The 22028-nt window shown below is 41.7% G+C and carries 20 protein-coding genes; all 20 read right to left on the reverse strand.

Annotated elements, in window-relative coordinates; translation table 11 throughout:
* Window positions 1-15 precede the first annotated feature (15 nt).
* Window positions 16-462 (reverse strand): 50S ribosomal protein L9, encoded by a 447-nt coding sequence (rplI, locus tag VPAR_RS08605; protein WP_004694699.1) that lies wholly within the window; start codon window positions 460-462, stop codon window positions 16-18.
* Window positions 459-2486, reverse strand: coding sequence for a DHH family phosphoesterase (locus VPAR_RS08610; protein WP_012864898.1), 2028 nt, complete (start codon window positions 2484-2486; stop codon window positions 459-461). The genes rplI and VPAR_RS08610 overlap by 4 nt, the downstream gene beginning before the upstream one ends.
* 19 nt (window positions 2487-2505) lie before the next feature.
* Window positions 2506-3462: a DUF2232 domain-containing protein gene (locus tag VPAR_RS08615; RefSeq protein WP_012864899.1), complete on the reverse strand. Its 957-nt coding sequence runs from the start codon at window positions 3460-3462 to the stop codon at window positions 2506-2508.
* Window positions 3463-3655: 193 nt separating this feature from the next.
* Window positions 3656-5818: a ribonuclease J gene (locus VPAR_RS08620; protein ID WP_012864900.1), complete on the reverse strand. Its 2163-nt coding sequence runs from the start codon at window positions 5816-5818 to the stop codon at window positions 3656-3658.
* A 395-nt stretch (window positions 5819-6213) separates the two neighbouring features.
* Window positions 6214-7290, reverse strand: coding sequence for a DUF805 domain-containing protein (locus tag VPAR_RS08625; protein WP_012864901.1), 1077 nt, complete (start codon window positions 7288-7290; stop codon window positions 6214-6216).
* Window positions 7291-7302: 12 nt separating this feature from the next.
* Window positions 7303-8100, reverse strand: a complete 798-nt coding sequence (locus tag VPAR_RS08630; RefSeq protein WP_012864902.1) for a uracil-DNA glycosylase — start codon at window positions 8098-8100, stop codon at window positions 7303-7305.
* Window positions 8101-8514: 414 nt separating this feature from the next.
* On the reverse strand, window positions 8515-9288 hold the full coding sequence (locus VPAR_RS08635; protein WP_012864903.1) for an ABC transporter ATP-binding protein: 774 nt from the start codon (window positions 9286-9288) through the stop codon (window positions 8515-8517).
* A gap of 11 nt (window positions 9289-9299) precedes the next feature.
* Complete coding sequence (locus VPAR_RS08640; protein WP_012864904.1) at window positions 9300-10052, reverse strand: ABC transporter permease; 753 nt, start codon at window positions 10050-10052, stop codon at window positions 9300-9302.
* Window positions 10053-10062: 10 nt separating this feature from the next.
* A complete protein-coding gene (locus tag VPAR_RS08645; protein ID WP_012864905.1) occupies window positions 10063-11016 on the reverse strand; it encodes an ABC transporter substrate-binding protein in 954 nt (317 codons plus the stop codon).
* 436 nt (window positions 11017-11452) lie between these two features.
* Window positions 11453-13084, reverse strand: a complete 1632-nt coding sequence (locus VPAR_RS08650; protein ID WP_012864906.1) for an ArnT family glycosyltransferase — start codon at window positions 13082-13084, stop codon at window positions 11453-11455.
* An 11-nt stretch (window positions 13085-13095) separates the two neighbouring features.
* On the reverse strand, window positions 13096-13683 hold the full coding sequence (locus VPAR_RS08655; protein WP_004694680.1) for a DedA family protein: 588 nt from the start codon (window positions 13681-13683) through the stop codon (window positions 13096-13098).
* A 251-nt stretch (window positions 13684-13934) separates the two neighbouring features.
* Window positions 13935-14723 carry an ABC transporter ATP-binding protein gene (locus VPAR_RS08660; RefSeq protein ID WP_012864907.1) on the reverse strand — a complete coding sequence of 263 codons (789 nt, stop codon included), beginning with the start codon at window positions 14721-14723 and terminating at the stop codon, window positions 13935-13937.
* Window positions 14720-15721 carry a FecCD family ABC transporter permease gene (locus tag VPAR_RS08665; protein WP_012864908.1) on the reverse strand — a complete coding sequence of 334 codons (1002 nt, stop codon included), beginning with the start codon at window positions 15719-15721 and terminating at the stop codon, window positions 14720-14722. Before VPAR_RS08665 ends, VPAR_RS08660 begins: the two co-directional genes overlap by 4 nt.
* A complete protein-coding gene (locus tag VPAR_RS08670; protein WP_042466839.1) occupies window positions 15705-16688 on the reverse strand; it encodes an ABC transporter substrate-binding protein in 984 nt (327 codons plus the stop codon). The genes VPAR_RS08665 and VPAR_RS08670 overlap by 17 nt, the downstream gene beginning before the upstream one ends.
* 143 nt (window positions 16689-16831) lie before the next feature.
* Window positions 16832-18895 carry a TonB-dependent receptor plug domain-containing protein gene (locus tag VPAR_RS08675; protein ID WP_012864910.1) on the reverse strand — a complete coding sequence of 688 codons (2064 nt, stop codon included), beginning with the start codon at window positions 18893-18895 and terminating at the stop codon, window positions 16832-16834.
* Between the two features lie 166 nt (window positions 18896-19061).
* The gene (gene tolA / locus VPAR_RS08680; RefSeq protein ID WP_012864911.1) at window positions 19062-19865 is read right to left on the reverse strand and encodes a cell envelope integrity protein TolA; all 804 of its coding nucleotides are present in this window, start codon (window positions 19863-19865) and stop codon (window positions 19062-19064) included.
* Window positions 19866-19873: 8 nt separating this feature from the next.
* On the reverse strand, window positions 19874-20278 hold the full coding sequence (locus VPAR_RS08685; RefSeq protein WP_004698134.1) for an ExbD/TolR family protein: 405 nt from the start codon (window positions 20276-20278) through the stop codon (window positions 19874-19876).
* Window positions 20275-20886 carry a MotA/TolQ/ExbB proton channel family protein gene (locus tag VPAR_RS08690; protein WP_012864912.1) on the reverse strand — a complete coding sequence of 204 codons (612 nt, stop codon included), beginning with the start codon at window positions 20884-20886 and terminating at the stop codon, window positions 20275-20277. Before VPAR_RS08690 ends, VPAR_RS08685 begins: the two co-directional genes overlap by 4 nt.
* 325 nt (window positions 20887-21211) lie before the next feature.
* Complete coding sequence (locus VPAR_RS08695; protein ID WP_004694662.1) at window positions 21212-21433, reverse strand: DUF2922 domain-containing protein; 222 nt, start codon at window positions 21431-21433, stop codon at window positions 21212-21214.
* 223 nt (window positions 21434-21656) lie between these two features.
* The gene (locus tag VPAR_RS08700; protein WP_004694660.1) at window positions 21657-21863 is read right to left on the reverse strand and encodes a DUF1659 domain-containing protein; all 207 of its coding nucleotides are present in this window, start codon (window positions 21861-21863) and stop codon (window positions 21657-21659) included.
* Window positions 21864-22028: the final 165 nt, after the last annotated feature.

The following is a 22028-nucleotide window of genomic DNA, read 5'->3' on the forward strand; positions in this document are numbered from 1 at the left end:
GCATGGTGAATACTATTATTCGGCTACTACATTAACCTTGATAGTACTTGTAATTTCAGGATGAACACGAACTAATACGTCATGTACGCCCAATGTTTTCAATGGTTCTTTGATTTCGATTTTCTTTTTATCGATATCTACTTTATATTGAGCTTTAGCAGCATCGGAAATATCTTTAGCAGTAACGGATCCGAATACACGGCCTTCTTCGCCCATGCGAACTTTTACAGTTACTTCAACCTTAGTCAATTGAGCTGCCAAGATCTTAGCTTCGTCATTTGCAACGGCTTTATTATGAGCAATGGATTCTTGTTTTTGTTTCGCATTATTTACATTAGTTGCTGTACCTTCAAGACCAAGACCTTTTTTGATCAATACATTGCGACCATATGCATCGCTAACTTCAACGATTTCGCCTTTTTTACCAACTTTTTTAACGTCTTCTAACAATACTACTTTCATTGTTGTTCCTCCTCTTGTTCTGCGGAATGAAGCGCATCAAGAGCATGCTCCAAAATGGCCTGCTTCGCTTCCTCTATGGTCATACCTTGTAATTGAGCACCAGCCACAGTTCTATGACCGCCACCACCCAAGGCTTCCATTACAACTTGTACGTTTACCTTGCCCTTGGATCGAGCGCTGACGCCGATACCGCCATCATTTAGGGAATATAGTACAAAGGCTGCTTCAATATCTTCATTACTAATGAGCATGTCCGCACTTTGTGCAGCCAACGCCATCATATCCTTTAAACCTTCAGGCGCTACGGAAATAGCAATCCCTTCAGTACGACTTGCTTCAAATACCATTTTAGCACGCAATTGGATAGAATCGAAAGTTTCAATAAACAATTGTTTAACTCTGTCGATATCCGCTCCTGCACGGCGCAAAAATGCTGCAGCCTCAAAGGTACGCGCACCAGTTTGTTGAACAAAGTTCTTCGTATCTAATACGATACCTGCATAAATACCTGTGGCTTCCGCTTTTGAAAGTTTCACAGGAACACCTGCATATTGTACAAGCTCTGTTACGAGCTCAGATGTAGACGATGCAGATGGTTCCAAATAGGTAAGTAATGGGTTTTCTACAAAGTCCGCTGCACGACGGTGATGGTCGATAACGATGCGTCGTTCAGAGATTTCAAGCGCCTCTTGAGCCGCCACCATTTCCTGACGATGCGTATCACACACGACAGTGAGCGTATTCGCATCTACCCATACTCTTGCAGCTTCTGCAGTAATAATATTCTCTTGCCAGAACTCTGACTCGTTAAGAACATTCACCATTTTATCGATGGCGCTAGTTTCTTTTGAAAGCGCAATGCGCACGTCTTTACCAAGTGCTCGAGCAATGGCGGCTACACCAATAATACCGCCTAAAGCATCGTAGTCTTCACGTTGATGCCCCATGATAAGAATCTTATCAGAATCAATCATAAGCTCATGTATCGCTTGAGATACAACACGAGCACGAACGCGCGTATTCTTCTCAACGCCTGCCGTATTACCGCCAAAGAAGCGCGTACTTTCACCATCCATAATACACACTTGGTCACCACCGCGACCTAATGCAATATCTAAGGCTGCACGAGCACGGCCAGATACATCTTTCACAGAGCCTACATTTTCACTAATACCAATGGAAATCGTAGCTGGTACTTGACGAGGAGATGGTACTTTCCGGATTCGTTCGAGCACTTTAAAACCATCTTCCTCCATCTCATGAAGTGCACCACGAGAAATGGCAAAGGTATACATATCATCTTGGAAGTTACGAATAAAACCTTCGTAGCGGTCAATTTCATCCATGATGATATTATTTATATCTGTCCAAATACTAGTATACTCACGATCACTAAGACCTTTTGTCAATTCTTCGAGATTATCAATCTGAATCATGCCCCATACAGGCTGGCCCTCTTCCGCTTTAATACGGGCTTTTTCTAAGTCTGTAATGTCCTTGAAATACAATGCCATCACTGCATGTTCCGCGAGTTCATCTTCACTATCAATATCTGATCGCGTATCCCGAGGATCGATAAATTTATAAATAATTTGGAAGTATCGATTTTCATATTTTTCCGTCATATATCCGGACTTACCCCAAATTTTATCGATACGGAAACCAGGTAACAACGCAGACATTTTTTGGAGCTTATTCCAGTCCACCTTAACCCAGTCAGCGAAAACACTATTATTCCACACCAAGGTGCCTTGCTTATTAACAAGAACAATCCCCATTGGCAAATTTTGTAAAGCAAAGTTAGAAGCTTGTGTGACGTTTTTCATCATCGCACTAAACTGTTCTCTTGCTAAACGACGCCGGTTATGAAGGGTATTATAATTAACCAAATACGCCGCTACTACAATGATTAATGCTAAAATTGCAATAGCCCAATTTAAATAGGCCAACAATAATAGCAATAATACGAGAACGGCAACAATGGTAATTTCTAAACCTTTCCATCTCCGTTGAAAGGATTTCATAACGGCCTCCTTTCTATTACTATTGACGCGCTTTGTAACGTGTCCGTAAATCTAAAAACATATCTATAACACCAAATATCGCTAGTGCTTGTCCAAAGAAGAAGGCATATACACCAAGTAATATCCACTTCAATTTATTACTCATGCGATAACTACTCATTAAATCTGCTAAAGCAGCAAAGCCATGAATAGAACACATAGAACTACCGAGAAGTAATATATTAGTACTAATGGCTGTGACCCATGAAGAGTTCATATTAATATGTGGAGCACCATATATACCAATAATGCCTAACGCATATAAACCGGCACTCCAGATAGGCATTCTCCACTCTTCAATCGGTAAAAATCGAGATATGGAGATATGTAACCGCTTGCCTAACCATATAGATATCTGAATAGTTATATAACTATATGATACTGCAGCTATAGCTACAGCTACAAAAAACGCATCCTTCAAACCGGTAGCTAACTTATCTACATTTTTCACAAATAAATCCGCTTGTTCCTGTGTAATATTAGAATTCGTTTGTAATGCTTGGTCAGCAATCATACGAGCTTGCTCTGTCATCTGTATATCTATCATTGATAGGTCAATACCAGATATATACGCTTGTGCAATGAAAGTTACTAATACAGCAATAAACATAGCAATACTAGGGAGTAGTAACCGTTTAATCGTTCCCAACGAAAGACGATTGCCTTCTCCTACTCCTACACCTACCGCAGCAAATAAGCCAACAGGTATACCATTCCATGGTCCAAATAAAATTACTGCTAAGAAAGTAGTAACAATAGCTGCCGATATACTATATTTGCGGCCCCATTTTGTTCCAATTATGCCAATGGCCGCAGGTGTAACAAAAAATGATAAAAAGGCGAAAGTTGGTATATAAACACTGATAGCACTAAGGATAACACCTATAGCACTAACAAATGCAGTTTCTACCATCGCTCTTGTATTTGTTTTATTCATAAATCACCATTCTTACATAAGAAGATATATTGATTGGTATCTTTTAATTATAACAGTTTAAAAGGGTAACTTCAAATACCCCATATAGTAGACGAATGCGATAGCAATGCTATTAATGGTAGTTTTTATTTCTCTTTCAAAATGCCAAAAGTACCACACCATGAGGTGCGGTACTTTTCTGTATTATATAAGATTATACGTCTTGAATAATCGGCAGGATCATAGGACGACGACGGGTTTTATCATAGAAGAATTTACCCAATGCGTCACGTACGTTTTGCTTAATGGTTGTCCAATCTTTGATGCGTTGCATTTCACAATCTTCAAGAACTTGTTCTACGCGGCGCTCCGCAGCAAGCATGAGTTCTTCTGCGTCACGAACGTATACGAAGCCACGAGATACGAGGTCTGGACCAGCTACGATAGTACCGGAAGCTTTATCCATCGCCATAACGACGATAACCATACCTTCTTGTGCCAATTGTTGACGGTCGCGGATAACGATATTACCTACGTCACCAACACCAAGACCATCAACAAAGATAGCGCCAGCTTGTACGCGACCGCCTTTGCGACCACCATCTTTATCGAATTCAAAGATTTGACCATTGTCGCCGATAAGGACCTTCTTAGGATCTACACCCATAGCAACACCGAGTTCACCATGACGGCGCAACATGCGATACTCACCATGAACTGGGATAAAGTATTCTGGACGAACAAGGTTAAGCATTGTTTTAAGCTCTTCTTGGCTCGCATGACCAGATACGTGAATACCACGGTCTTTACCGTATACCACATTACAACCTAAACGAAGCAAGTTATCGATAGTTCTACCTACAGCACCTTCGTTGCCTGGAATTGGTGTAGCAGAAATGATAACCGTATCATTCGGTGCCAATTCTACAGTACGATGATTGCTTGTTGCCATACGGGACAAGCCTGCCATCGGTTCACCTTGAGAACCAGTCGTTAAGATCATGATTTGGTCATCTGTGTAGTTGTGCATTACATCAACGTCGATAATTATATTTGGTGGAATATTCAAGTATCCACGCTCTTGGGCAATTTCTGTAACATTGACCATGCTACGGCCCATAACTACAACCTTACGGTTGAACATAACCGCCGCATCAATAGCTTGTTGGATACGGGATACGTTGGATGCAAATGTTGCCAAAACAACGCGGCCTTTTGCTTCTCCAACAGCTTGTTTAATCGCAGGGCCTACGGAACTTTCAGAGCCGGTAGTACCTGGTTTTTCTACATTTGTAGAATCCGACAAGAGCGCTAATACACCTTTGTTACCTAGCTCAGCAAATTTGTGCATATCCATCAAACGGCCATCAACAGGAGTTTGGTCAATTTTAAAGTCCCCTGTATGAAGAATTGTTCCGATTGGTGTATTAAAGTATACAGCGCAGGAGTCAGGAATGGAGTGATTTGTTTGGATGAAACCAACAGTCACTTGACCAATTTGAACTTCATCGCCGGCAGCAATCGTACGAAGACATTTTGGAGATACCTTATGTTCTTTAAACTTGCCTTCAATTAAGCCACAAACGAGATTTGTTGCATATACTGGGCAGCTAATTTCTTTCATTAGGTACGCCAAGGAGCCGATATGGTCCTCGTGACCATGAGTAATTACGACAGCTTTCACGCGATCCTTATTCTCGATGATATAGCTCATATCAGGAATAACGATGTCTACGCCAAGCATATCTTCACTAGGGAACGCAAGACCAGAGTCAAGAACGATAATTTCGTCCTCGTATTGGAAGATGGTCATATTTTTGCCGATTTCACCAAGACCACCTAGTGGGATGATTTGGAATTTGCCCTTGTTGACGCCATTTGGCGTACGACCGACTAATTCTACTTGTTCCTCTTGATTATTCCAACCCGTAGAACGGTTATTTGGGCGGTTATTATTGCGATTCTGACCATTTTGGCCATTGCGACCATTATTAGTACGCGTATTACGTGTATTTTCACCACGCGGTGCACGAGTTTGGCGAGTTTTGCGTTCTTGACCTTCACCTTGTTCCGCATTGCGGCGTGTATTTGTACGGCGAGTCGTATTAGTACGACCACTATTCGCACTTGTGCGAGTATTTGTAGTACGGCGTTGGCGTGTTGCACCTTCACCAGCTGTTTGTTGGCGCGTACGACCTTCGCCAGCAGGGCGGCGTGTATTTGTACGGCGACGCGTTTGTTTTTGCTCGCCTTCAGCCGCAGCTGTAAGAGTAGCGTTTTTTGCTACTGTCGGCTCTGCTTTCACTTGCGCAGTAACCTGATTATCTGTTGTATTCACAGTTCCTCCTAAAATTTTGTTCATTAATTTATTTAACATAGTTTTTCTCACCTATCACTTGAATTGATCTATGCCACGAGGAAATGTCACACAAAGAAAAAGGCGCTATTATACTAGCGTCTCGTCAAATGGGCGCAAAAATGCGCTATCAAATTTTGCCGTTCCTAGTTTGTGTGCCATTTGCCGCAGCAAATGAGTATAGTGCACTATCAGATGCTTCAACCGCAAGAGACCTCTGTTTTTATCTCAATCCGATACGCAGTGCAATATAGTCCGATCTGTTTTGATGAAAGCCTCACTTTCATACGTTGTGCTTATTATAACATAAAAACAACATAAACAAAAGAGTTCTACGCTTGATTCATTAAAAGTAACATAAAATTTTACTACTACTTAAAAGGGCGGTTCAAATTGAACCGCCCCAAAACATTTCATTATTTATCATCTGGCATACTTTTATAAAACCCTTCAATATGCCATTCGCCATTTTCTTCGACGAGAGATATGTAGCGTGTCATGTGCGCAGCCTCAACCGCGCCATCTCCGGGTTTAGTGACTTGCAGATCCGCTTCGTAAATGATGCGTTTCATGCCATTTATACGACTGATACGACTCGTACCTAAGGACCCGACAACCACCTTCGGCGCCGACTTTATAGATTCCATCCATTTCTGCTTTTCTACGGGATTTGTCTTAGCCTGATTGGTAACATAGGTGAAAGCCTTATCATAGTTCTTTTCATTGACAGCGTCAAAATAACCGTGAACAACATCCCGTGCAGCTTCATCACTGCCTTGACCGACGATGATATTCGTAAACCATCCGCCCGGATCCAGTTCATTTTCCGGTCCCATATAACGAGACGAAACACTGCATACGCAGATAGCACTCACCAGCAATGCAACGAGAATTCGAGTAGTGAAAGCGCTGCTCGTAGGCGATACTTTCATAATAGATGCCAACCGTTTGTCGATAATGATGTTCCTCAACGCCTCACCATATTGATTAGCCTTCGGTTCACCTTTCTTACACAGTAGAACAAATAGAATAATCGGTCCGATGAAAGGAATTAAGATTAAAAACAGATGATCACTGCTTTTACCGGTATCATGAAGGCGACGGATACATAGAGAGCCCAACGGAATCAGCGAGACAAGACCGATGATTGTCAGTAACATCCATGCCAACAGGATTAAATAAATACCCGTATGAAGCACCACCATAAGCCCATAAGAAAGGGCCAGAATTCCAGCGATAACTAAAATCCACATCAAAAAGAACCGCAAAAATTCCCCTCTGGACGCACGGCCATCTGAATTCATAAATTTGCGGCCCACCACATAGAGAAATGTATCCTTGTAACTCAACTGATAATGCGCCAGCGGATAGATAATATCCCCTTCCGGTGCGATGCTCTCAACCTCCACCGCAGTCGTATACTGCCCGCAATGCGGACAGAACATGGCAGTCTCGTCACAATACTGACGGCAGGATTCACAATATCGTTTCATATGTAATACCTTCTATCTCAAAACTCTCTCTACAGCTTCAGCAAAACCTTCACGGTATAAATTAGCCCCACCGTTAGCCGGATGTCTAAGACCGATGGCTGAAAGGCCGAATCGCCCCATCGTGTCCGCCGATTTTTGACCGACAGCGAGCACGAGCGGCTCCGGTCCACCTAATTCGGTGTGCAATGCCAACAGTCTTTTCGTATATTCCCAACCCAGCTGCTGCTCCGACTCGGTCGGCGTCCGATTAGTGAGCGGTTCGCCCGCCTTGTGAGGGTGAAAGGGAAATATATTCCACAGCAACGCATCGTACGGATCAATTTCCTGTTCGATGATAGCACTCCATACTACCGTATCCGTAGGCTCGTTGAACCCCTGTTCCTGTTGGGTCCGTTTCAGCATAGGGCTCACAGGAGAGCTGGTTCTTTGTAATGTAACAGGCGTTATCTGATGCGCCCGAATCGTTTTATGCTTATCCAGCAACATGCGCTCACAGGTAATGGCAATGCCCGAAAAGCGCCCACCTTGATATCCGACAGCCTCCGCCACCACAAAAATTTTGGAGCGTCCCAACCGCGGCAGCAAATACGCCATCAAATTGTTACGACGCACCTGAGCCGCATCAAAATCAGGCCGAACAATTTCGAGGTCAGGATTCACCTCGCCCCATGGATTGTGAACAAGCTCGCCCCTATATTGACCGAGCCAGTCTATAAACTGCTGTACTTTTGCAATCTGATTCGTATCAAACGAAGTCATATATTCATCAAAAGACAGCGTTTTCTCTTCCTCTGATGTAAATAAGGACATAGGCTCTCCCCCAATTTATACTACCGACCCATATAATTAATAATGCTGTATATCATGATTATCAATCCTTTATATACTGTATTTATACACTAAAGCCCATAATAATACAATCCATATATTACGATATCCAATCATAATATGTGATAATATATCTGATAATCACGCACTACATAAGATGTATGCCGTTACTATATTATAATAGCATCCATTTCTGAAAATTTGATGCGAAATTAATATTCAAAATATTCACATGCAACAAAATATAAAAACTGTAATTTCAAAGCGACTTTAGATTCTCTACCATCAAAACGACAGGCCTCATTTAACAGCCTTGATGGTAATGAACGATCCTACTATCTTTGAAACTACAGTTTTGTTGGACTTCTGTTGCTACTAATATATACAATATCACATTTATATATAAAACTCGATTTTGTCTTCTTTGGCGAGTTGGAATTGTTCAAATATGTGATTTCGAATATTGACGAAGGATGCGGAGGTCCTGTCCGTCCTATCGATGAGATTGACGGGGATGATCATTTGCACCCGTCCCGGATTAGCGGCGAGCACTACGACGCGATCCGCAAGTACCACCGCCTCTTCAATATCATGCGTAACAAATACGACCGTTTTACCCTCTTCACGGCAGATGCGGGAGATTTCGTCCTGTAAATTAATGCGTGTCAACGCGTCGAGGGCCCCTAGCGGCTCATCCATGAAGATAATATCCGGATCGACCGCTAGCGCCCGCGCAATGGAAACACGTTGCTGCATCCCGCCTGACAGCTCCGCCGGATATCGGTTCCGAGCATGATCGAGCCCCACCATTTTCACGTATTTATCGATAATAGCAGGTCGCTCTTCCTTTGGTACATTCTTGCTTTCAAGGCCCAGTTCAATATTGCTTTCCACCGTTCGCCACGGTAATAGTCCGTAATTCTGAAAAACCGTTACATACCGCAATTGGGGTGCTTTCACCTCTGCGCCATCAATGGTAATAGAACCCGAGGTAACGAGCTCAAAGCCTGCCATAGCATTTAAAAGCGTACTTTTACCGGACCCGGAAGGACCTAAGAGACAAATAAATTCACCTCGTTCAATGTCCAGATTAATATTCTCAAGGATGGTAAGCGGTTCTCCATCTTTCATAAATTCCTTGTGTGCATTGCGCACCGAAATGTAAGCCATGCGTCCACCTCCTATTTCTCAATGCCCCAACGTCTATAAATCCATTTTTCGATGAGGGACACGCCCCAATCGAGTAAAAGTCCCACAAAACCGATCGTTAGAATCGCCACCATCAAGAGGTCGTTGCGCAAATTGTTCCGCATATCGATGATGAGGAAGCCAAGACCCGTCTGGGAACCTACCATTTCCCCCGTCACCAGGAATATCCACGCCGTACCGAGCGCGATGTGAAGTCCTGATGCAATACCAGGAAACACCGCGGGCAATACGATTTTAAATAACAATTCCGGCTGCTTGATACCAAAATTTCGAGCCACCTTGATGTATACGGGATCGATATTCTGAATCGCGGACACCGTGGACAATAGAACCGGGAAAAACGCCGCGATAAAGATGATAACGATAGCAGGCGCTTGACCGATACCGAAAAACAGAACGATAAACGGCAACCATGCTACTGGCGAAATAGGACGAATCACCTGAACGACGGGATTAATATAGTTCCAAATGCCCTTATACCAACCTAAAATAAGGCCTAAAAACACACCGGCTACGACGGAAATGATATAGCCAATGAAAAAGCGCACCAAACTATCCGCAATATCCTTGAACAATACGCCGTCCCCGATGAGTTCTCCGAACCCGAGCAGCACCTTGTACGGCGTCGGCAGCAAGGCTTCGTTAAATCCGCCGATGCGGACAACTAGCTCCCAAATCAGCCAGACCGCGACGAACGCGCCCGGTACATATGTGTATTTCTTCATGGTCTACCCCCTATGGCAACAGCGATGTATCTACAAACTCCGAATAACTCGGCACCTTTTTAATCAAATCGACATGGGTCATGTGATGCACGAGCGCATTATAACGATCCTCGGTGAGGGCCAAATCTCCAAACCCAATTACTTGCAAGGAACGCTCGATAACAGGATCCTTAAATTTCATATATTTCAAGGCAATCTCCTTTTGCGCCTCCGGATGCTCATCCAAATATGTACCTGCATCGAGATAGGCTTTTGTGAAAGTCTTCGCCAAATCGTGATGTTCATCGACGAATTGACCATTGAACACGAGGGCGCAGCAGATATTATCATGCCATAAGTGATCAGGGTCTTCAAAGACTTTTCCCGTACCCATTTCTATGGCAAGAGAACCGAAAGGCTCAGCCACGCTATACCCAGCGATTTGACCGACCGACAATGCGGACGGCATTTCAGGAGGACTCATCTCCACTATCTGTACATCCTTCTCACTAAGGCCTGCCCGTTCAAGCATGAGGTCTACAAGGATTTTTTGAGTTGATTGCTTATGAGGGATAGCAAAGGATTTGCCTTTCAAATCCTGTACAGAATTAATGTCGTTATTTACAACGATAATGTTGCCTTCCGTATGGCCTAATGCCGCTGCGCGCACATCAATTCCCTGTTCACGAGCCTTTACTCCGAGTTCAACGAGAACGGCTGCAGCATCTACTTTACCGGTATTAAGCGCATCCATGAGTTCCGGCCAGGAACCGTATTTAACAAGCTCTACATGGACAGGACCATCCGCTGTCTCCAATTCCTTCGTAGCAAATACGGGCAGCGCATGAGTAATCGGTAAATACGCAACACGTACAGTTTTTAATTCTTGGGCGGTCTTCGGTTTACTGTATTCATGATAACCATACGCCAACCCACTTACTACCAACAGCACGATAGCAGTGATTAGATACCAAGTTTTTTTCATAGTGTCCCCTCTTTCTACCTCACAACAAGGGGCGTTTATGACTCATGTCACTTTTTCGCATTTTTCTAAACCTTAGATGAAATAAGGCTTTAGAACACCTCGTCTTTTAAACTTAATATAACCTACTATATCAATATGTATTAATTATGTCAATAAATCATATTAATATTATAGGTATTATTATTTATGTACGAAAAATGTCAATATAGACAAGATCCTATTCATTTAAATAAGCATTTTAATATAAAAGGCAAATAAATAGATAGTATGTAGAGGATCAACACCAGTAAACGTTCAGATAACATAAGCCGCAAGATTCTAATTAACGAAAACAGCAAATAACTAATTAACAAAAAGCGGTAAAGCGCTAATTAACAAAAAACAGGTAGCATCTATTGGATACTACCTGTTTGTAATGTTTATTAAGTTTTCACAATTATTTGAATAGAGTCTTTTTATTTAATACGTAAACTTCAGATGTACCGGCTTCACTAGACTCAGATACATGTGGATAAATGGAGGACTGACGGAAATGCTTAATTTCCCCTTTAGGAACGATTAACATAAGTGGCTTACCAGATTCGATAATCTTGTTAAATTCCTCTTCACTTACTTGTTCCATAAGATATTTCTTCTGCCATTCAGCGCTACGTTTTTTTAATTTATCTCGATCATCCCAGCGGCTTTCATCACCATTAATCTTGATAACCTTATGACCCGTATAATACACAACAGCCGTACTATAGCCGTTATAGTAATAGACATCCCCTTCATAGGAATCCACTACTGGAACAACATCAATATTACTACGTTGCTTAACGAATGGCTCTAAACCTTCCATAACAACTATAGAAGATATAACCATCGTACCAAGGACAATAATTGTAACTAAACGATATCCTCTTTTCGTATACCATGTATAGAACATAGCCAATATTGCCATAGCAACCACGACATAGAGCAAACAATAAAAACCCCATGGTGCGAAGAAAGAGCCTGCTACATAAGCAATCCACAAAAGCAACGTCGGCCCCATAATAATCCATTTTAGGGCTCTAGATTTGCCTTTGCGAATAAGCTTCATAACGCCCAAAGCACCGATAGCACTAAATGGGACTAAGCTAACAAAGGTATATAGAGGGTATTTTGTTGCCATCAAGGTGTAAAATAGCACAATTCCAACACCCCAGGTCATATTATAGATAAACCCTGTATGACGTTGTTTGAAACCATCGATTATGCCGTAAATAACAGCACCTGTCCACGGCATAGAGGCGCCAAGGAAGATAGCGAGGTAATACCACCATACGTTATCTTCCGGATGTTCCGATTGAGTAGCACGAGTCACATTGTGAAGTCCTAAGAAGCCATTGATAAAGTCTTGACCATGAACACTGTACATGTACACATACCACGGCAAACAAACTACACAAAAAGCTAAAATGCCACGCCAATCAAAGATAGCTTTCACCATAGACCAAGAACGATTAATACCTGCAAAAACAAGTAAAATCATACCAGGCAACACAATAGCTACAGGACCTTTAGTGAGTACGCCTAAAGCAGCGAATACATAAGCTACAATCATGGCATATGGTTTCTGTTCCACCAGACCCTTGTAGGAGTAAATCATGACCATCAATGTCGTATAAAGGAGCACCATATCTGTAATAACGCCATGAGCTACGGTCCAGAACATGAGAGATGTGCCTAGAACGGATGCCCCAATGAGACCAAGCGCCCACTTACCGCTCATGGTACGCGTAGATTGATACATGGTCGCCACCGACAAAGCACCGAAAATAGCACTTGGTAGGCGCACCACCCAATCAGCAATTCCAAAGACTTTAAAGCCAAGAGCAATGAGCCAATAAATCATGATTGGTTTATCGTACCAATAAGTGCCATAAATCTGCGGAGATAGCCAATCACCAGAAAGAACCATTTCCTTTGCCGTTAACGCATAATTAGATTCAACGGGATCTGTAACAGGCAACATATTATTGCCAAACATATAAAACACTAGCCACACAATAAATACGACTGGTGTTAATCGAGAGAGTTTCATAAGGGGTCTCCTTATCGACGATTACGATAGTATCTAAAGCCCAGTACTGCAGCTATAATGACAAATACAACGATCATACCAATCAAGAACTCATGATTGTACTCGATAAGGTCTTGCCAATTTTCACCAAGTACCTTGCCTAAGTAAACGAGCAAAATCGTCCAAGGAATCGTACCGAGTACCGTCCAGATGATGAAATGCCACATGGGATAGCGTGCCATTCCTGCCGGAAAGGAGATAAAGGTACGAACACCGGGTAAAAGTCGACCAAAAAATACAGCTACACCGCCATATTTATTAAACATCTTTTCTGCCAGTTCAAATTTATGTTCATTAAAAAATATATATTTACCATATTTTAATAATAAAGGGCGCCCACCATGCTCACCCATCCAGTAGGATACTATAGAACCAACAATCCCTGCTAAGATACCTACCACCATTGTCGTATGCATATCAAATATGCCTTGAGCTATCAAATACCCCGCAAAACCAAGTACGATTTCACTCGGAATAGGCACGTTAGCATTTTCTAGAACCATTGCAATAAACATGGCCGTATAGCCATATGTTTCCATAAACGAAATAATATATTCCACTATTTTACCTCACTAAAAATCCCCATCCAGGTTCTATAATGTACTTATTCTTGTACATCGTTTCGTAAAAGTTTCACCCAACCATTTGGTATACCATATATTTTACCATAATAAAGAGACCCTCACCACAAGTGGGGTCTCTTTAAGGTATAAACAGTATGCAATTTTCACAATAGCCTTTTTGCTATTGTGTACATCTCAGTAAAAATAGCTAACAATTAACTGGCTATACGGTACCTAGTCTCCTCTGTTTAAGCAAGACCATATGGTACACATATAGGACATGTTTCTTCACTACGAGGGCTTTGTAAAATATCCGCTTTAATACCGAACCACTCTGCTAAATTCTCTGGGGTCATCATCATATGCGGAGCTCCATCACCTACGATAGCACCCTCTTTAAGGGCAATAATGCGGTCGCTATAGCGCAAAGCTAGATTCAAATCATGGAGTACCATAACGACCATAATATTTCGTTCCCGCTGTGTGCGTTTAACCAGTTCCATCAATTCAATTTGATGACGACTGTCGAGATAGGTAGTCGGTTCATCGAGGAGTAAAATATTTGGTTCTTGAGCCAAACTTAATGAAAGCCATACGCGTTGCCGTTCACCGCCGGATAGTTCCCCTATGTGCCGATACCGATATTTCCATACATCTGTGCATTTCATCGCCTGCTCCACAGCAGCTAAATCCGCATCAGATAGTTCCTTAAAAATCGATACATACGGATTTCGTCCGGATCGAACCAACTGCTCAACTAACATTCCTTCAGGGGCTGTCGTAATTTGCGGTAACAAAGCTATATGGCGCGCTAATTCCTTTGTATTCCACGAATGTAAAGATTTTTCATCCAGCGATATGGTGCCTTGTTTTAGCTTAATAAGTCGGGCCAAAGCTTTCAAAAATGTTGATTTTCCCGAACCATTCGGACCGATGATAGATATTATTTCCGGTTTATCAAAGACGATGGATTGATTTTCCAGTATCAATCGTTTTCCATAGCCTACCGTTATATTATCGACTGTTAACACACTCATCTTCGCCCCACCCCTTTCAATAGATACAAGAAGAATGGAGCACCCAAAAAGCTCATCAGTACGCCTACAGGGATTTCACCAGGCGCAATCATCATGCGCGCCAAAGTATCGGCATAAACAATTAATATGCCACCAAAAACCATGGACGTAGGAATCAAATAACGATAATCCACACCTACAATGAGACGCGCCACATGAGGCACGATAAGGCCTACAAAGCCCAACATTCCCGACACACTCACCGCTGATGCGGCTAATAAAGAAGCTAATACGAGTAAGGACAATCGACATCTTTCAACATGCACACCTAAAGTGCGCGCCGTATCATCGCCTAAACTAAGCAATGTAAGCCATCTGATAGATATCATAGATCCAATAATTCCTATAGCCGTATAAGGCCAGATCATCATCACATCGTCCCAGCTGCGCCCTACAAAACCACCTGCCATCCAGCTCACCGTTCCTTGAACACGATCCGGATAAAACACAGACAGAATCGTATTAAATCCGCCGAAAAAAGCAGCTACTGCCACACCGGCCAAGATAAGGCGCAACGGATTGAGCCCACCTTGCCAAGAAATCCCATAAACCAAAAACGATGCCGCTAACGCACCAACAAAAGCACCAATAGGAACAAGCATAACGTAAGTAGGCATGAGAATCATGATGATCATAGCCGCCAAAGCACCGCCAGAGGTAATGCCGATAATTCCGGGATCCGCCAAAGGATTTCGCAAGATACCTTGTAAAATCACACCGGCTAAGGCAAGATTCATGCCAGCTAAAAAGCCCACTACAACACGTGGTAAGCGTATAGTCATGATAATTTGACCAATTTTCGATGTGTCGCCACCCGTTATGATTTGGTATAATTCGCCCCAAGTTAATGGAACGGCGCCCAGTTTCATACTCAGCAACACCCCTACTATTAACAGAATCAGCGCAGCCACAAAAACGCGTAAGCCACGACGTTCCTGCACATTAATGAGATTGTCCATATAACACCTTTTCCGCATATAATAACACTTGATCCATTCGAGCGGTCGGCACCGACGCAAACAAAGGACCCGGCAAGACCTCTATATTCCCATTAGCAACAGCAGGTACATTCTGCCATGCCGGCGTTTTAAAAGCCTTTTTAAAAGCTGCTATATCTTTCTCACCGCTACTGCCATGATTAATCAAGATAACCTTGTCACAATCAAGAACGGCCATCGTCTCCAGATTAAGCGGAATATATCCATCCAAAGCATTCTCCGATACATCCTGCGGCAAATATACATCAGCCACATTTTTTGCCCCTAATCTTTGGAAAATATCTCCCACATATGTTTTACTGGAGGCTAGTTGGTAACTCGTAGGTGTCCCAAAAACGATGAGGACACGCGGTGCAGACTCATCTTTATGACGCTGTATGATTTTCGTTAGGATATCATTATATTTCTGGACCAACGCAGCCGCCTCCCTATCATGACCAGTCATGGTGCCCACATGTCGAATATGGTCCATGATGTTATCATAATTGGAGGATAAGTGGTAAAAGCTAGGAATATGATTCGCATTAAAAGCTTTGCGCAATGCCGTTTGAAACGGCATGGCAATGCCGATAACGAGATTCGGGTCGGACATAATAATTCGTTCAATACTTGGAGATACAGCACTATTCATATTCGGATACTGTGCAATTTTAGCCTGCACCTCTGTCGGTAACTCCCTTGAATTTACTACGCCTACGGGGCTAACACCTAAAGTGATGAGCAATTCACTATCCGCCGAAGAAATGGATACTACACGACTTGCTATGTTTGGCAGCGACACAATTTGCTTCGTATCATCTTCAATCTGAATAGCACCAGCCTCGCTGAATACCTCTCGCTGGCCTTCAAAGCTCATAACCGTAGTGAAAGCCCCCACAACAGTAACAAGCCCCAATAAACATAATAACGGCTTATTGATAATGATCACCTCGCAGATTACTTATGCAAGCTAAACCTCATACATTATAGTTTCAAATTAATGCCACTATATTACATACACCAATACATATGCATGTATTTCATTCATACATTAAGGCCTCAGCATTTCATGCGTACATTAATATCTCACTATTACATACGCAAGTTAAGGCCCATGCGATAAGTAGCGCCATGAATATCCCGTAAGTCTTGTTTTTCGCCAAATATATTTTCAACCCCTACATACATGGATGCATTATCATTCAACTGACGAGTCACCATAACATTCCAAGTTTGAATGTTTTTCTTCTTCGGAATGCTGAGACGTGGGTTAACAACGATAGCATCGATGCCATCGAGGTAATTAATGTAATAATTACCCCAGAACGCGCCAGTCCAGCGACCTTGATGATAATTAACACCACCACTGAATACATGACGACCACGGTTTAACAGACGATTATGGGTAACGTCATTCTTCGCATCCAAATAAGTATAGTTACCGAATACATCCCATTTATCATTGAGTCTATGATTTACAGATAATTCCACACCTTGCAATACAGCACGAGGTAAATTGGAATACGAAACATAAATACGGCGATTTGCCATATCAATACGATTGGCACCGCTTTCAATATAATTTTTAATCACATTGTGGAAATAGGACGCCTTAACATTTGTCCGTTTCCAATCTTTTTCTACGGAGAAATCAAAGTTATAAGAGCTTTCAGGTTTCAAATTAGGATTACCTTGCAAATATATATCGAAAGCCCCTAATCGCCCTCTTGGCACATTAGATGCCATAAGCCAATGATGATACATTTCCGTCATACCAGGTGTGGAGTAGCCTGCACCATAGTTCATTTTAAAGCGAAGACTATCATTTGCTTTATAGGTAACACCAATCTTAGGCGACCAATGGCTATCAAATGCATTTGACGTATCGTAGCGAACAGCAGGAATGATTACCCATTTACGACTAGGTTTCCATTGATGTTGCACAAAGTAACTACCGTAATTAATGGTTGCCTTACCCGCAGTATCTGTAATGCCTTCTCGAGTTCTTGACCATGCAATGGAGCCGTTATTAATACGCGTACTAATCGCTTCTTGACGACGGAATTGAACGCCATAAGTCAAGAGATTCTTCTTATCGATTGATGTGTTAACCTGTGCGTCTGTAATCCATTCTTTATTATAATATTCATCCCAAATGGATAGTTTTTTTATGCCACCCGTGCGCTTATATTGATCATAGGTGTCTTTATAATGATTGTAGTAAGACTGCACCATAAGCGATGACCGACCGCGACGACCATTCCAACGAAGACCTGTGCTTGTAGTAGTCGTATTTTTATCAACCGATTGAGTTAATGAGCTACCCTTTTTCGTATTCATATCCAAGTCTTCAGTTTCTCGATCTATAAAGAAGGAAAATTTATCCCTTTTTCCCGCTTGATAAGATACGTCAAAATGAAGCGGTATCCGATCACCATGATAATTATTATCCGAGCCAGAATCATTATTACCCGCTATATTCCTGCGAATACCTGCACCAATCGATCCGTTCCACTTTCCTTTTTGCCCACTACGAGCCAATACATTGAAGTTATATCCTGTCGCACTCGATGCATCACGACGAGAAATTTCAGTATTAACCTCTACACTTGGCTTTCTAGATTGCTTTGTAATAATATTAATAACCCCACCGTTCGCCTCAGAACCATAAAGGGCACTCGACGGACCACGCGTTATTTCGATGCGTTCCACATTATCCATGCCTTGACGAAGCCAGCCCATGGCGTTAGCTCTCGTTTTCGTCAATTCTCCCGTAACACGTCGTCCATCAATAAGAATTAATGTATGACGAGATTCGGCACCACGCATCGTAATATTTTGTCCACCGTGGGCATCGGTGCTGAAAGCAATGCCTGGCACACTTTGTAAGGCTTGCTCTAAATTACGATATTGGCGATCTTTAATTTCTTCTTGTGAAATAATCGTTGTCGCAATTGGCACATCGCGAACTAAAGCCTCCGTACGAGTAGCGGTAACCGTAATATCTTTCATACGTCTCGACTGCTCATCACTCGTATTATTTTGAGATTCATTCATACTAACTACACTTGTAGAACTATTATTTTCTGCACCTACCACACCTGCAGCAGACGTTAGATATACAACACACAATAGTGCTGCCCATGACTTTTTCATCACACACCTCCAGAAAATATATTAGGGCTCTAATAGTATAAAACGATATCTAATCTCAATTATATATTCATCAGGAATAACTATCAATATTATTTTATGTTATCAAAGTAATATATATACATATAAAAAAACTAGTATCCATAAAGATACTAGTTTTTCATTATACTTATAAATTATAGTGAATTGTGATATCTGCATATTGTTGTATACCTGTAGAATTTTCAGCACCGCCTACACTATAAGCATATTCCCTAGCATGTTCTGTTAATATAGGATCATCAGAATTAAGAACTTCCACACTGGCAACACTGCCACCTGGGGCAAAATAAATTCTTAGTGTTACATCACCTTGAATTCCCATAGCGTATGCATCTGTAGGGTAATTACTATTAATTGCACTTTGTAAATTACTCCAATATCCATCATAACTAAATGTGCCGCCACCACCGACATCTACTTCGGTGCCTCCTGTACCCTCACGATCGCTAAGCCCTTCTCCACTTCCTGTTGATGCATACCCAATTCCAGGACCTTCAGGCCCGACAAGTCCACTCCCCGTATTGCTACCGACAGAAGATTGTTTAATAGTACCTGTTTCACCAGCACGCGCTTGTTGACTAGACGTACTTACATCACTTTTTGTAGGAACAGCAGAGTTCCCATTTTGTCCTCCGTGACCGGCTCCACCGTTATCAGGTTGAACTTTATTATTTTCCAATTCTTTTTGGTATTGAAGTTCATGAACCTTCTCTTCTTTAATCTGCTCTTTAATTTCTTCTACTTGTTTCTCCGCTTCCTGTTCCGTTAGAAAATTAATTTGCAAAGATCCGGTCATTTGAGATTCGATGTAATCAGAAAAGGAAACAAAGGCAGCACCAACCGCAACAACACTGATAATAGTAGCAATAGCAAAGGCTTTTTTATAGGTCATATGTGGGTATTTCCACACATCTACATATTTTTTCGGCATAGCATCACCTATTTATTAACAGTGGCAATACTAATACTTGCAGCGCCGGCTACTTTCATATCATCCATTAACTCCACGACCTTGCCATAGCTCAAATCCTTATCGGCACGAATAAGGAAATTTTGATTTTTATTCTCTCCAATCTTGGCTTTCACAGAGCTAATAAGCTGTTCTTTCGTCACATACCCATCATCGATCATCAACTGTCCGGATTTTTCAAAATCGATTAAAACCGGTCGCAACTCAGCGGACTGCTGTGTTTTTGTTTTCGGTAGCATAATAGACAAAGATTGTTGCGGAATCGTATATATGGTGCTAATCATAAAAAATACGAGCAAGAAAAAGATGATATCAATCATAGGGATAACCATTAAAGTAGGCTTTTCTCCCTCCATACGGCTCATTCGTTTCATGCAGCATGCCCCCGATCATAAGAATCTAGAATACGAGAAAATGAATCTTCTAAACGAGCTATCGTCATGCGCACATGATGAGTAAAAGCAGCATGAAAGCATAGTGCCACTATGGCTACACAAAGACCGGAAGCTGTTGCGATGAGGGCTTCCCCCACACCGCCGGTAATAGCAGTAGGCACCGCTCCGTCAGCACCGAATACCTGAAAGGCACCAATCATCCCCGTTACAGTACCAAGCAACCCTAATAATGGTGCCATCGTAACAATGGTAGAAAGCCAGTCGAGACCACGAGAAGCGTGCGTATAAACATGAGCCACCATATCCTCCATTTTGGATTGCAATACATTGCGATCCTGACACTGTCCAAGTACAAGAGGCAAGTTATAAGAAATATTAGCTGTGTGTTTAGACTCTAATGTAGTAAGTAAAGATTGCCAATTTATTTCGCTTTCTTCCAAGGCATCATTTAGAGCAAACATTTCATGTTTCAATCGTTGATAATAAGCAACCCGTTCTACTGCTATGGCCACGGCAATGATAAGTGCCACTAATAACGGCCACATAACAAATCCACCATGTAAAAATAATTCCCAAGCCTCTTTCATCGTAAACCTCCTTTATTAACAGCTTAATTCTATAAACTTATTTTTGCTCCTAACAAACTCTTTTCAACTAAACCAAATTGTTTTAAACTGATAACCAAAATCACTTAATAAGTCTATCACATCATAATTGATTTTCCAACACTATATAAAAACCTTATATATTAAAAGATATTATAAAAATTATAAGATATTAATCTGAAATATTTTTGAATTTTCATCTCAATTAGAGCACAAAATAAAAACGACCTTGATGTTATCAAGATCGTTTTTATACTTCTATTCTATTAGATTTATACTCTTCAAATCACATCGTACATAATCAGTACTATTGCAATTCAGTAGTTTGTGTCTTTACTTCACGAGCCGTAGTAAATGCTGCTAATTCTGCATCACCAGCACCAAGAATGACTTTGTTAGCCACTAACGCATTAGCCGCTGTTTTAGCATCTTGTAAAGTAATTCCAGCACGAGGAGCACTAATTGTGACTGATGTGCTTTTACCACCGACCGTAGAAAATGTAAGATATACAACGCGTTTTTCCGCCATGTGGGCGCCTCCTTTCACGTTTCATAAACAAGTTCATCGAATCTAAATAGACTATATAAACAAGTTAATTTACAAATATGCCTATCTTCGATTCATATCAATAAGGATGGGAATGTGTGGACTTGCTATTTCTACACCTTTTTACGACTATATAAGAATGTACGAAACCAGCAATTAAAAATGTGTTTGGAACACCTAAAACAAAATGGTAGAAAACCTACACTTAATGCCCTAAGGATACTTCATTGACGCGGACCACGTCGGACAAGCTGTGGTCATACAAGGCTGCCAGCGCATTACCAACGATTTTCACATTATCGTCAGACGCTTCTTCCGCAACACGAGTATAGGTTACGTCTTTGTACTTCGGCGCATCTTCGGTACCGATGTTAAAACGCAACACCAATTTAGTGCGTTTAATATTAGCCATCGTATCACCTCCTTTCACCCTCTTATATTCCTGAGGCCCTCATTCGACAACCCTCTTGCCGTTATTTAAGGTACTTATGGTGAAAGTAGCTGAACTCTGACTGTAATACTATGAATTGAAATAGAAAAAGACCTCTACCTAATGTTATCTAGAAGCTTATCAATC

It is taken from the genome of Veillonella parvula DSM 2008 (assembly GCF_000024945.1).
GTDB lineage: Bacteria > Bacillota > Negativicutes > Veillonellales > Veillonellaceae > Veillonella > Veillonella parvula.